The sequence below is a fragment of the Bradyrhizobium sp. 27S5 genome (genome assembly GCF_037217225.1).
Classification (GTDB): domain Bacteria; phylum Pseudomonadota; class Alphaproteobacteria; order Rhizobiales; family Xanthobacteraceae; genus Bradyrhizobium; species Bradyrhizobium septentrionale.
Genome location: NZ_CP147714.1, coordinates 4,132,232 through 4,145,247, shown reverse-complemented (window position 1 = coordinate 4,145,247; position 13,016 = coordinate 4,132,232). Strand labels below are relative to the sequence as shown.

Sequence of the window (13,016 nt, the reverse complement as noted above, 5' to 3'; positions counted from 1 at the left end):
AACTGCCAAAATCGGCCGCAAAAGGCTGGCATCTCAGGGACAAATCAGTATGTTGCAGCCCGAAATCGCCGCCATGGCCGAGGGGCTGCCATCCGGTTTGCGCCCCCGCCTCCCAAATTCAGGAAAACACCTTTGAAAGTCATCGCCAGTTCCATCCGCAAGGGCAACATCATCGAGCAGGACGGTCGGCTCTATGTGGTCTTGTCCGCTGAGAACATTCACCCCGGCAAGGGCACCCCGGTCAGCCAGATCGAAATGCGCCGCATCGGCGACGGCGTGAAGGTCTCCGAGCGCTACAAGACCACCGACCAGGTCGAGAAGGCCACCGTCGAAGACCACAACTACAACTACCTTTATGAAGACGCCGACGGCTTCCACTTCATGAACAACGACAACTACGATCAGGTCCAGGTCTCCAAGGAGATCGTCGGCTCCTCCTCGCCGTATCTGCAGGAGAACATGACCGTGAAGCTCTCGATGCACGAGGGCAACCCGGTCGCGATCCAGCTGCCGCAGCGCGTGACGCTGGAAGTGGTCGAGACCGAGCCCGTCACCAAGGGGCAGACCGCCTCCTCGTCCTACAAGCCCGCGATCCTGTCCAATGGCGTGCGCACCGGCGTGCCGCCGCACGTTGCCGCCGGAACGCGCATCGTGGTCATGACCGAGGACGGCTCCTACGTCGAACGCGCCAAGGACTGAGCGCTGAGGCGCGGTGTAATTTAGAATGAATCATCACCGCGCATCAGCTCGTTGTTTAAGCATAAAGTTTCCGGAAAACCGCTACACAGTTTTCCGGATATTGCTTTAGAATCCCCGGCGGTCAGACATGAGCCGGGGGGTGCAGTGAACAGGAAGGTTGTCAGCTTCATCAGTTGCTGGCTGGCAGTCCTGCTCTCGCCTCCTCCCAGCGCTCATGCCGACGAATTCCGAACGGCGTCGATCTCGGCCATGCGGGTCGAATGGCGCGCGGTGCTCGACCAGTTGCGGCAGGAGATCGGCACCCGCCCGGCGATTGCCTCCAACTTCGCCTTCGCCGGCCAACGCCGGGTCCCGGCCACCGATCCGCGCGCGACCCCCGCGCTGGTGCAACTGAACGCGCTGACGTCGCCGCTCTTCCCCGGCATCGCGCGCAGCCCGATCCCGGTGCTGCTGCCGTTCGACCCCGCAAGCTATCTCGATGCGCGGCAAAGCGGTGCGCCGGACAGCCTCTCGGTCGCGCGCTATCAGGCCGATTTCCGCGCGGCCGATATCTTTCATGCCGGCACGTCCGGCTACGACGCGGTGTTCTCGCTCGACCCGGGCGCCGGCGACGGCATGCCGCCGCGGACGTTTGCCAAACCGGTCGAGGTGCAGATCTCGGGCTCGATCCTGGTCTACGACCTCGCCGACCGGCTCGGCGGCAAGGGCGAGCCGGTCAAGACGCTGGCCGCGCAGTTTCCGGACATCCGCCGCTTCATCCGCGAAGGCTATGTCCGCTACGCCTTCACCCGTTTCGGGATTCCCTATGTCGTCTCGATCCAGTGCCTCGACAGCGCGCCGCGGCCGAAGCGGCTGGCCTGTCGTGAGGCCTATCCGGTCGCCGAGCGCTTCCTGAAGGCGTTGCACATCGCAGGCGGCCAGCCGTCGCGGTCGCGCAGCGACATCGCCTCCGACATCGCGGAGCGGCCGGCGGCCGCATCGGCTGACTTCACCTACCGCCCGAGCGGCGACATCGTCGCGGGCAGCGGCGGACACAGGCAGCAAGGGGGCCACGCCGACTTCACCGTCTATTCGCAGATCCGCTTTCCACTGGAGAAGGCGCCGGCCTTCGCACACTCGCAATCCTTCGCCAGGCGCAAGGCGGGCGCGACGGTCGACGTGTATCCCTGGCAGGACAATTTCTGCGAGGCCCGCAGCTTTGAGGTCGGCCAATGCACCAGCGGCTTTGGCCATCAGGGCCAGGATATCAGGCCAGGCGCCTGTCCCGCAGACAGCAAGGACGGTTGCGACCCCAAGCAGCAGGGCGTGGTCGCGGTGCGCGACAGCATCGTGATCCGTTCGCCGCAGCAGCAGGCCGCGACATTACAGGTCAACACCCGCACCGAGCATATCCGCTTCCGCTACATGCACATGAACCCGTCGGCGATGGATGCCGATGGTTTGCTCAACGGACGCCGCGTCAGCGAGGGCGAGAAGATCGGCGTGGTCTCGAACTATCTCGACCACCCCAACGGCACCTCGCGACATCTGCACTTCGACGTCCAGGTGTTCACCCGCGACGGCTGGCTGTGGGTCAATCCGTACACCACGCTGGTGTCGGCCTATGAGCGGCTGATCCGCGGCCGCGGCCGCGAGATCGGACCCGAGCCCGGACCTGCGGCCGCCGTGGCGCACGCCCTGCCCGACGACGTCGTGCATCGCATCGACACCCTGGAGGGTGGCGGCAACTAGAGCGTTTTCGAGCGAAGTGGGCACCGGTTCGCGTGAAGAAAACGCGTCAAAACAAGAAGCTCGAGCTTCGGTTCTGATTCAATCAGAACCGAAGCTCTAGGTGGTGTGGACTCTAAGGATTCCCTTTTAGGAGCAAATCAGATTCAAGGCTGCTTTTGGGGAGGCAGCCTTGGGTGTGATGGACCGTTTGGTATTGAGCGACGCGGCGTGGGAGCGGATAGCGCCGCTGATCATAGGGCGCCCCGATCAGAAGGGCTCCACCGGGCGCGACAACCGGATGTTCGTGGAAGGTGTGCTGTGGATCGTGCGTACGGGGTTCTCCCTGGCGCGATCTTCCGGAGGTGTTTGGGGACTGGAACAGCGTGTTCCGGCGCTTCAGTCGATGGAGCATCAAGGGTGTTTGGTGGCGGATCTTCGAGGCGATGTCCGATGATCCGGACTTCGAATATCTGATCGTCGATTCCACCATTGTTCGGGCGCATCAGCACGCCGCCGGCGCCAAAAAGGGGGGTCTGAAGATCAAGCGGAAGATCAAGCGATCGGCCGCTCGCGCGGCGGCCTGAGCACCAAGATACACATGGCCGTCCGCGGCTTGGGATGTCCGGTGCGGTTCACGCTTACCGCAGGTCAGAAGGGCGATGCACCGCAAGCCGCCGCATTGATCGAAGGCTTATCCGCCGAGGTCGTCATGGCCGACACGGCCTATGACGCCGACCACTTGCGCCAAGCCGTCGCCGCCAAAGGCGCGCTCGCCGTCATCCCCAACAACCCGTCACGTGCGCTCAAATATCCACTCGACAAGCATTTCTATGCCCAGCGCCATCTCGTCGAGTGCTGCTTCTCAAAGCTCAAGCAGTTCCGCCGCGTTGCAACCCGCTTCGAAAAGACCGCCCGAAATTACCTGGCCGTCGTCACTCTCGCAGCCATCGTCCTATGGATGCGATAAGTGTCCACACCACCTAGCGCGCACCATCGCTGTGCAGTGCCGTCGACCGGCTATTTCGCGACCATGCGCTGGAGCGAGCACCGCATGGTCAGCGCGTGCGCTTACTTCTTCCAGGGCGCGTCGCCGCGCGCGGCGGCATCGGCGAAGATGCCCTGCTCGTAGTCGATGAAGGCGCGCACCATCGCGCGATAGGCGGCTTCGGCAACCTTGGGCGACAGCCCGTCCGCTTCCGCGAGCGCCATCGCCTTCTTCACCACCGCCTCGGCGCGCTCCGGCGCCTCGACTTGCGCGGGGTTGGCCTTGAAGCGGGCAGCTTCATGAACGTAACGGCCGCGCTCGGCTATCAGGCGCACGATCTCGCGGTCGAGCCGGTCGATATTGCTGCGCACCTCGCCAAGCGTCTTGCAGCACGCGCCATTGTCGACGGTGGGACTGCCCCACAGCGCAGGCGCATTGGTTGCCGGCTCCTCGGCCCAGGCCATCGCGGGAACCAGAAGCGTCAACAGAATTGCCGGCAATCGCATCGAACACCTCCGGGCTAGCGAGCACACCTAGAGCTTCGGTTCTGATGGAATCAGAACCGAAGCTCTAGTTTCTTGTCTTGACGCGCTTTCTTCACGCGAACCGGCGTCCACTTCGCTCGAAAACGCTCCAGCGATTGTTATGCCGATTTTGCACGCCGATGGAAGCCACGACGCCAGCGGGACGACCGCGGGCTCCATTCGAAATGGCATCGATGCGCGCCATCACACCGTGTGATGCGATCAACCGATGTCCATTCCGGCCAACACCTCACTGATCTTCTTCTGGGCGTCCGCGGGCAGCGGCAAGATCGGACGCGGCGGCTCGGCCACGCAGACACCTCTGAGATTGGCGATCGCGTAGACAACGCGCAGACCCGAGAATGTCTTGAACAGATCCCACATCGGCTGCAGACTCGCATTGAGCTGCCGCGCCCGGACCGCATCGCCGCTCGTCACGGCACGGACGATGTTCACGCAAACCTTGGGGAAAATGCCTGCAAGAACGCTGTACCAGGTGTCCCCACCTGCCAACAGCGCCTCGGTGCAATTCCAGTCGGCGCTGTAACCCAACGCGAGGCCGCCTGGAACGACAGCCCGCAATTCCCCGAGATGGCCGGACACAGCGGACGCGTCCGGCGCAGGACTCTTCACCGCGACGATCCCCTCGACGCAGCTCAAACGGCCGATGAGTGCCGGCGTGAATCGGAAATGGGTCGTTCCGGGATTGTCGTAGATGCAAATCGGCAGCCCGCTCTCGCGGGCCACGGTTTGAAAATGCTCAAAGACCTCGTCGTCGGTCAAAGGCGTATAGGAAACCGCCGCCAAAAGGCCGGCCGTCGCGCCGGCCGCACGCGCATCCTGGGCCAGCCGCACCGTATCGTCGGTGCGCAGTGCGCCGATGCCAACCAAGATCGGCATTTGACCTTCGGCCAGGGCAACAGCTGCCTGAACGGCCCGCCGCCGCTCGTCGCGGCTGAAATACGGATATGAACCGGTACTTCCGAGCAGCCCGATCGAATCCACCTTCGCCGCGATCACGGGCTCGAGCAATGCGCGGAGAGCTCCCACATCCACCCGCCCATCCCGGTTCGAGGGCGTAATCGGGAAGGCGGAGAGCCCCTTCAGACTTGTCATCGGTTTGTTCCTCGTCAGTAGCCTGCGCAGCAACCTGTCGCGCAATCAATCCACGCACCGCATTGCGCGCAAGGTCCACTTTCACGCGAGTTCGGCACCGAACTGGTCCAGTGCGCGCGTCTTGCAAGACCTGAGCCCCGCCGATCGCTATTCGAGCATCGTGGTCAGCTGCGCGCCCTCATCCGCGACGAACACGGCGATCAGCTCCGCCGGCTCCGTGGTGCTCGCATTGGCCGACACCATGTGGGTCGAGCCCGGCGGCTCGAAGAAGGACTGGCCGACCTTGAAGGTCTCGACCGGTCCGCCGCCGAGCTGGGACCGGATTTCACCCTTGGTGATGTAGGCGGTCACCGAACCCGAATGACGGTGCGGCGGCGTGAACCCGCCGGGACCGTAGAACACGCGCACCACCGTGACCCGCTTGCCCGCCACGTTCGGCAACGCATGCGAGGTGATGACCTCGACCTTGTCGAGCGGCGACGCCGCATTCGCGCTCGCGCATAGCGGCGCGATCACCGAGGCGATCGCATCCATCGGCGTCGGCAAGGCCTTGCCGATCACGAAGGCGCAGGCCAGTCCCGCTGCTATGGCCAGCGAGACCGGCCGCGGCGGTCGCGCGAATGGAAGAAATGGTGTCATCACGATCGAGGTCATTGGTGTTTCTCCCCTGTCAGTTGCTGCTTCATTCGTCGCGCGCGGTCCGGCTCACGAAGCCGCCGCGTTCTGCCTGCGCGGCGGCGGCGTCCAGCGATAGGCTGCGCCGAACCGGTTCCAGACATTGATCGATGCGATCGCCGAGGTGAGATAGGTCAGCTCCTGCTCGGAGAATTCGGCGGAGACCTCGGCATAGACCTCGTCGCTGACACCGTTCGGCAAGGTCGTCAGCGCTTCGGTCCAGGCCAGCGCCGCGCGCTCGCGGGCCGAGAACTGCGGCGCCTCGCGCCACACCACGACGAGGTTGAGCTTGTCTGTGGGCACGCCGAGGCTCTCGCCTTGCAGGATGTGGTACTGCACGCAAAACGCGCAGCCGTTGATCTGCGAGGCGCGCAGCTTGACGAGCTCGAGCAGCTGCTTGTCGAGACCGGCCTTGGCCGCGAACTGGCCGAGCGCACGCACGGTGGCGAAGACATCGGGCGCGAGCTTCTCGAAGTCGGTGTATTCCTTGCGGGCATGTGACATCGGCCTGGCCTCATGTTATCAGTGTACTGATATATTATCAGAGCTCTGATACTGAGCAAGATGCGGACATCGGCGAAGGCGGCATCGGACGACATGGCGGGAATGCAGAAACGCGGGAAATCGGGCGTCGCCGAGCGGCGGCCGGCGGAGAAAACGGCGGCCGGCAAGGTTACTGTCGGGACAGGATCGGCCGCAGACGCCCTGCTCGCCACGCCCATCCCGCCGCCCGGCGAAGGCAAGCGCGGCGAACAGGGCTATCTCGCCTATCTGCTGCGCCAGGCGCACGCGGCCTCGCGGCTGTCGATGGAGCGCGCGCTCGCGCAGCTTGGCGTCACCTCGCCGCAATTCGTCGTGCTGACGATGCTGAAGGCCTATCCGGGGCTCTCAGGCGCCGATCTGGCGCGGGTGGCGTTTCTGACTCCGCAGACCGTCAGCGTGATCATCCGCAACCTCGAACGCGACGGCGCGATCCGCAAGACGCCGCACCCCGTCCACGGCCGGGTGCTGCAGTGGACGCTGACCAGCCATGGAACCGCGCTGCTGGAGAAATGCCGCCATATCGCCCAGGCGCAGGAGCGCCGGCTCGCCGCCAGCCTTGACGGCAAGTCGGAACAAATTGTCCGCCAATGGCTGTCAAAAATCGCCACAGATTTGCAGGATAGCTAGTCCATGCGGCGGCGTGGCTTTTGGCCCATTTCGACGGCGCCGCTAGACTGGCCGCATGAAACAGCCTGATTCTTTGAACTCCCCTACCCGTCGCGACCTCCTGAAGGCGGGGCTCGCGGCAGGCGTCGCGCTGACCAATCCGCTCGACGCGCTGGCGGCCGCGCCTCCTGGCTTCGACCAATGGCGCGACAATTTTCGCGCCCGCGCCCTCGCAAAGGGCATTTCGGAGGCGACCTGGAACCGCTGCATGGGACGGGTCGAGCCCGACATGAGCGTGTTCAGGCAGATGCGCAACCAGCCCGAATTCCACGAGCAGATCTGGCAGTACATCAACCGGCGCGTCTCCGACTGGCGGATCATCCACGGCCGCGAGGCGCTCAAGAAGAACGAGGCGCTGTTCGGCCGGATCGAGCGCGACTTCGGCGTCGAGCGCGGCACGCTGCTCGCGCTGTGGGGCGTCGAATCAGCCTATGGCGATCCGCTGGTGCAGCAGAACCACATGACGCCGGTGTTTCCCTCGCTTGCGGCGCTCGCCTGGAACGAGCCGCGTCGCAAGGCCTATTGGGAGACCGAGCTGATCAACGCGATGAAGATCGTGCAGCGCGGCTGGAGCACGCCTGAGGAGATGAACGGCTCCTGGGCCGGCGCGATGGGCCATTCGCAATGGATGCCGGAAGTCTGGCTCAATGTCGGCTTCGACTATGACGGCGACGGCAAGGTCTCGCCGTTCGGCCGTCCCGACGACGCGCTGGGCTCGACTGCGAAATACCTGGTCAATCGCGGCAAGTGGCACCGCGGCGAGCATTGGGGCTACGAGGTCCGCGCGCCCGGCGGTGCCAGCGGCAGCCGCACCTACGCGGCCTGGGCCAGCGCCGGCGTCGTCAGAGCCGACGGCCAGCCGTTTCCGCAGCCGAACGCGTCAGCGCAGCTCTGGATCCCGGTTGCCGGCGGCCCCGCGTTCCTGCTCGGCCCCAACTTCAATTCGGTGAAGAGCTACAATCCCTCGATGAACTACGCGCTGGCGATCTGCCATCTCGGCGACCGCTGCCTCGGCGGACCGCCCTTCATCCAGCCCTTCCCCGGCTCGGAGCGCGCACTGACGCTCGCGGAGGTGCAGGAGATGCAGACGCGCCTGACCAAGGCCGGCTTCGACACCGGCGGCACCGACGGCCGCGTCGGCAACGACACCATGAAGGCGATCAAGGACTATCAGGTCAAAATGGGCCTGTTGCCCGCCGATGGTTACGGCGGGCTCAAGGTGCTGGCGCGGCTACGGCAAGGCGGCTAGCCCTCTGCCGTCACGGTGAGCTGCGTAGCCCGGGTGAGCGGAAGCGATATCCGGGGGCCGCATTCCCGCATGTCGCTTCGTTCATGCGGGCTACGGTCCCTACTTCGCCGGCTGTCGCACCACGCCGCCCGCGTTCATGCCGCCGTCGATCACGAGCTCGGTGCCGGTGACGTAGCGCGACGCGTCGGAGGCGAGATAGAGCACGCCCTGCGCGATCTCGATGGCCTGGCCGGCGCGGCCGAGCGGCGTTGCGAATCTCGCGCGCTCCTCCGGATCGATCGGCGCGTTCTGGCCGGCGCCGGTCGCCCCGGTCGGGATCTTGCCCCAGATCGGCGTGTCGATGATGCCGGGATGCACCGAGTTGACGCGGATGCCGTCGTTCACCTGCGCGCATTCCATCGCGATCGATTTGGCGAACAGCCGCACCGCGCCCTTGGTCGCGCTGTAGCCGGAGAGGTTCGCGGCTCCGCGCAGACCCGCGAGCGACGACATCATGATGATGGAGCCGCCGCCATGCTTGCGCATCAGCGGCAAGGAATGCTTCACCGACAGGAACACGCCGTCGATATTGATCGCGGTCTGCCGGCGCCAGTCGGCGAGCGACATCTCGACAATCGAAGGCGCGCCGATGCCGATGCCGGCGTTCGACACCATGATATCGAGGCGGCCATAGCGCTTGCCGATGTCAGCGACGACCTCGATCCAGCGCTCCTCGCTGGTGACGTCCTGCGGCAGAAAGATCACCTCGCGACCCGCCTTCTTGAGCCGCGCGGCGAGCTCCGGTCCCCTCAACTCGTCGATATCGGTCGCAACAACGGTCGCGCCTTCCTGCGCGAACAATTCAACGATCGCCTCGCCGATACCTGATGCGCCGCCGGTCACCAGCGCGACCTTGCCTTGAACCTGTCCTGACATGTTCACTCCCAACGTTTCTTATCGGATCACCGTCGGGCCCTGATCCGGCACCGCGACGTCGAGCACACGGAATTGCACACGTTCGGTGCCTTGCCAACGGTCGACTGCGAGAGAGCCTGCCACGTGCAATTGCTGGCCGCGATTTTGCGTCAAGGCGCTGCCGAGCTTCTGTCCGACGGAGCGGAATGCGATACCGTTGACGATCGAACCGTCGCCGGACTTGAAGCGCAGCCGCAAATGCGCCTGCCCGACCTCGTCGGCATAGACCAGCTGATGCGACGGCAGCGCGATCACCGGCTCCGGATTGGCGCTGCCGAACGGGCCGGCGCGATTGAGCGTCGCGGCAAATTCCGGCGTCACCGCGCGCGCGGTCACCGCACCGTCGATGAACAGCTCGTTCTCGTGACGCGAGTTGGCGACGTCGGCCGCGAGCGCGCTCTCCATGTAGGCGCGGAATTCGGCGAGCTTCTCCTTGCGTAGCGTGACGCCGGCCGCCATCGCGTGCCCGCCCCCCTTCATCAGGAGGCCGTCGTGCACCGCCTGCCGCACCGCCTTGCCGAGATCGACGCCGCCGATCGAGCGGCCCGATCCGGTACCGATGCCGCCCGGCTCGAGCGCGATCGCAAACGCCGGACGCGCGAACTTCTCCTTCAGCCGCGCCGCGACCAGCCCAACCACGCCGGGATGCCAGCCTTCGGCGGCGGTGACGATCACCGCGCCCTTGTCCTCGAGCCCGAGCGAGGCCAACGCCTCGGCTTCGGCCTGCGCCTCAGCGGCCTGCTCGATCACGCGCCGTTCGGCATTGAGGCGGTCGAGCTCGGCCGCGATCCGCGCGGCCTCCGAGACATCGCCTTCGAGCAACAGCCGCACGCCAAGATCGGCGCGCCCGATGCGGCCGCCGGCATTGATGCGCGGCCCCAGCATGAAGCCGAGATGCCAGGCCTCCGGCGGGCCGTTGAGCCGCGCCACATCCATCAGCGCGGTATGACCGACATGGTCGCGGCGGCGCATCGCGATCAGGCCCTTGGCGACGAAGGCGCGGTTGAGCCCGATCAGCGGCGCGACGTCGGCCACGGTGCCGAGCGCGACATGATGCAGCATGCCGAGCAGGTCCGGCTCCGGCATCTCGCCGGTCCAGAAGCCGCGCTGGCGCAGCTCGCGATTGACCGCGACCAATGTCACCAGCACGAGGCCGACGGCTGCAAGATGACCGAGGCCCGAGAGATCGTCGGGCCGGTTCGGATTCACAAGCGCGTCCACCTCGGGCAACTCATCGCCGGTCTGGTGATGATCGATCACCACCACCGACATGCCGAGCTTCTTCGCCTCCGCCAGCGGCTCGATGCTGGTGGTGCCGCAATCGACCGTGACCAGCAGCGTCGCGCCCTTGGCAGCCAGCGCGCGGACAGCGTCGATGTTCGGACCGTAGCCTTCGAAGATGCGGTCCGGAATGTGGATCAGCGGATCAAGCCCGCAATGGCGCAGATGCCAGGTGAGCAACGCCGCCGAGGTCGCGCCGTCGACGTCATAGTCGCCGAACATCGCGACCTTCTCGCCACGCACCGCGGCATCCGCAATGCGCTTGGCGGCAAGCTCCATTTCGGTGACGGTGTGGGGATCCGGCATCAGCTTGCGGATGGTCGGGTCGAGGAAGTCGGCGACCTCATCGATCGCGACGTCGCGCCCGGCCAGCACGCGCGCCAGCATTTCCGGCAGATTGTGACGCTGGACCATCGCAAGCGCACGCGCCGCCCCGCGCGCATCCAGCCGGTCGCGCCAGAGCTTTCCGGTCAACGACCGCCTCACGCCGAGGAACGCCGGCGGCGCCTCGACGGGCAGTGCGGATGCGTGCAGCGTCATGATCCCTTCTGGAGCCAGAGCGATTTCGAGCGAAGCGGGTAGCGGTTCGCGTGAAGAAAACGCGTCAAAATAAATCTAGGGCTTCGGTTCTGACCCAATCAGAACCGACGCTCCAGCCAGGAATCGTAGCGCTTCGATGATTCGCAGACCAGTTCTAGCAACCCATCCGGGTGGCGATTTCCCCGAAATCCTTGGCCACGATGTCCCATTCGCCGGTGGCCTCGAAATCGACTTTCTGCAGGGGTCCGTATTCGGCCGGCCGCGCCACGAACGCCGTTTTCAGGCCATGCTTCTGCGCATGCTTCAGATCGTAATTGTGCGCGGCCACCATCATCACCTGCTCCGGCCGCAGGCAGAGCAGTTTTGCGGCACCGAGATAGGTTTCCGGATCGGGCTTGTAATGCTCGAACAGTTCGGCGGACATGACCAGATCCCACGGCAGGCCTGCGAACTTCGCCATGTTGGTGAGCAGCGCGACGTTGCCGTTCGAGAGCGGTGAGATGATGTACTTGGTCTTCAGCCGCGTCAGGCCGGCGACGCTGTCGGGCCAACCGTGCAGGCGATGCCAGCCCAGCGTCAGGTGCTGCAAGTCGACCTCGGTCAGCCCCTGGATGTCGAATTGCGCGACCAGCTTCTCCAGCGAGCGGCGGTGCAGCACGTCGAGGATCACGTAGCCGTTCTGCGGGTTCTTGCGCACCTCGTCCATCGAGGCGGCATAGACCGCGCGCCAGCCATCGACCAGCGCGGTCCAGTCGGCCTTGATACCCCGCGTCTCGCCCCATTTGGCGAAATCGTTGATCAGGCTGGTGCGCCAGTCGACGACGGTTCCGAACACGTCGAACACCAGTGCCTTGACGCCGGACAGATCGGACATGCTCGTCTCCCTTTTTCTTGTTGTTATTTATTGATCCCGTCGTTCCGGGATGGTGCGCAGCACCAGACCCGGAACCTCGAGGTTCCGGGTTCGATGCTACGCATCGCCCCGGAACGACAGCGGATATTAGTCGAGGTGGAACTTCTCCAGCTGCCGGTGCTCGGCCTTGATGTAGCGCACCGTGCCGGTGACCGAGCGCATCACGACCGTCTCGGTCTCGATCACGTCCTTCTTGAACTTCACGCCGGTCAGCAGCGAGCCGGTGGTGACGCCGGTGGCGGCGAACAGGCAGTCGCCCTTGGCCATGTCCTCGATGCCGTAGATCATCTTCGGATCGATGACGCCCATCTTGTGCGCGCGCTCGCGCTTCTCCTCGGTGTCGAGGATCAGGCGGCACTGCATCTGACCGCCGATGCAGCGCAGCGCGACCGCCGCCAGCACGCCCTCGGGCGCGCCGCCGGTGCCGATATACATGTCGACGCCGGTCTCATCGGGCTTGGCACAGTGAATGACGCCGGCGACGTCGCCGTCGGTGATCAGCTGCACGGCAGCGCCCGTGGAGCGCACGCTGTTGATGATGTCGGCATGTCGCGGACGGTCGAGCACCAGCACGTTGATGGCGGTGGGGTCGACGCCCTTGGCCTTGGCGAGCCGACGGACATTGTCGGCCGGCGGCGCGTCGAGCTCGATCACGTTCTTGGCGTAGCCCGGACCGATCGCGATCTTCTGCATGTAGACGTCGGGCGCGTGCAGCAGCGTGCCGCCATCGGCCATCGCCATGGTGGCGATCGAGCCCGGCATGTTCTTGGCGCACAGCGTGGTGCCTTCGAGCGGGTCGACCGCGATGTCGACCTTGGGACCGGCATTGAGGCCGACCTTCTCGCCGATGAACAGCATCGGCGCCTCGTCGCGCTCGCCCTCGCCGATCACGACCGTGCCCTCGATCGGCAGCTTGTTGAGCTCGCGCCGCATCGCATCGACCGCAGCCTTGTCGGCGGCCTTTTCCTGGCCGTGGCCGCGCAGCCGCGCGGCCGACACCGCCGCGCGCTCCGTCACCCGCACGATTTCGAGCGTCAGGATGCGCTCAAGCAACATTTGCGGCGGAACGGAAATATGGGTCGACATCAGCGTACTCCTTAAGCCTCGGGGACAGGCCAGCCTGCCCGCATCAATCGTCTCACGCCCGACCCGTTCAGGCCA

General features: G+C 65.3%; 12 protein-coding genes and 1 pseudogene. 5 read left to right on the top strand and 8 right to left on the bottom strand.

The features are described from left to right. The first annotated feature begins 132 nt into the window (after nucleotides 1-132). The 3 genes and pseudogenes from efp to WDM24_RS44270 all read left to right on the top strand — a co-directional run bounded on the left by efp (nucleotide 133) and on the right by WDM24_RS44270 (nucleotide 3,376). Nucleotides 133-699 (top strand): elongation factor P, encoded by a 567-nt coding sequence (gene efp / locus WDM24_RS19095; RefSeq protein WP_029083344.1) that lies wholly within the window; start codon nucleotides 133-135, stop codon nucleotides 697-699. A 144-nt stretch (nucleotides 700-843) separates the two neighbouring features. Further along, nucleotides 844-2,430, top strand: a complete 1,587-nt coding sequence (locus tag WDM24_RS19090; RefSeq protein ID WP_338832097.1) for a M23 family peptidase — start codon at nucleotides 844-846, stop codon at nucleotides 2,428-2,430. A 169-nt stretch (nucleotides 2,431-2,599) separates the two neighbouring features. After that, nucleotides 2,600-3,376: pseudogene (locus tag WDM24_RS44270) on the top strand (IS5 family transposase). A 101-nt stretch (nucleotides 3,377-3,477) separates the two neighbouring features. Here the strand turns inward: WDM24_RS44270 and WDM24_RS19070 are convergent. From WDM24_RS19070 to WDM24_RS19055, 4 genes are all read right to left on the bottom strand, one after another. Then, nucleotides 3,478-3,900 carry a chorismate mutase gene (locus WDM24_RS19070; RefSeq protein ID WP_338832095.1) on the bottom strand — a complete coding sequence of 141 codons (423 nt, stop codon included), beginning with the start codon at nucleotides 3,898-3,900 and terminating at the stop codon, nucleotides 3,478-3,480. Between the two features lie 240 nt (nucleotides 3,901-4,140). Then, nucleotides 4,141-5,034, bottom strand: a complete 894-nt coding sequence (locus tag WDM24_RS19065; RefSeq protein ID WP_338832094.1) for a dihydrodipicolinate synthase family protein — start codon at nucleotides 5,032-5,034, stop codon at nucleotides 4,141-4,143. 147 nt (nucleotides 5,035-5,181) lie between these two features. Further along, nucleotides 5,182-5,688 (bottom strand): cupin domain-containing protein, encoded by a 507-nt coding sequence (locus tag WDM24_RS19060; RefSeq protein WP_338832093.1) that lies wholly within the window; start codon nucleotides 5,686-5,688, stop codon nucleotides 5,182-5,184. 51 nt (nucleotides 5,689-5,739) lie between these two features. Continuing rightward, nucleotides 5,740-6,213: a carboxymuconolactone decarboxylase family protein gene (locus WDM24_RS19055; protein ID WP_338700629.1), complete on the bottom strand. Its 474-nt coding sequence runs from the start codon at nucleotides 6,211-6,213 to the stop codon at nucleotides 5,740-5,742. Nucleotides 6,214-6,306: 93 nt separating this feature from the next. Between WDM24_RS19055 and WDM24_RS19050 the strand changes: the two genes are divergently transcribed. Beyond that, nucleotides 6,307-6,879 (top strand): MarR family winged helix-turn-helix transcriptional regulator, encoded by a 573-nt coding sequence (locus WDM24_RS19050; RefSeq protein ID WP_338701316.1) that lies wholly within the window; start codon nucleotides 6,307-6,309, stop codon nucleotides 6,877-6,879. Between the two features lie 55 nt (nucleotides 6,880-6,934). Continuing rightward, nucleotides 6,935-8,167 carry a lytic murein transglycosylase gene (locus WDM24_RS19045; protein ID WP_166294990.1) on the top strand — a complete coding sequence of 411 codons (1,233 nt, stop codon included), beginning with the start codon at nucleotides 6,935-6,937 and terminating at the stop codon, nucleotides 8,165-8,167. A 99-nt stretch (nucleotides 8,168-8,266) separates the two neighbouring features. Here WDM24_RS19045 and WDM24_RS19040 read toward each other — a convergent pair whose 3' ends face one another. From WDM24_RS19040 to glpX, 4 genes are all read right to left on the bottom strand, one after another. Then, on the bottom strand, nucleotides 8,267-9,082 hold the full coding sequence (locus tag WDM24_RS19040; RefSeq protein ID WP_338832092.1) for a glucose 1-dehydrogenase: 816 nt from the start codon (nucleotides 9,080-9,082) through the stop codon (nucleotides 8,267-8,269). A gap of 18 nt (nucleotides 9,083-9,100) precedes the next feature. Further along, on the bottom strand, nucleotides 9,101-10,942 hold the full coding sequence (gene recJ, locus WDM24_RS19035) for a single-stranded-DNA-specific exonuclease RecJ (RefSeq protein WP_338832091.1): 1,842 nt from the start codon (nucleotides 10,940-10,942) through the stop codon (nucleotides 9,101-9,103). Nucleotides 10,943-11,096: 154 nt separating this feature from the next. Beyond that, nucleotides 11,097-11,816 (bottom strand): haloacid dehalogenase type II, encoded by a 720-nt coding sequence (locus WDM24_RS19030; RefSeq protein ID WP_338832090.1) that lies wholly within the window; start codon nucleotides 11,814-11,816, stop codon nucleotides 11,097-11,099. Nucleotides 11,817-11,942: 126 nt separating this feature from the next. Further along, entirely contained in the window at nucleotides 11,943-12,941 is a 999-nt protein-coding gene (gene glpX / locus WDM24_RS19025) for a class II fructose-bisphosphatase (RefSeq protein ID WP_029083354.1), read from the bottom strand. Between the last annotated feature and the right edge of the window lie 75 nt (nucleotides 12,942-13,016).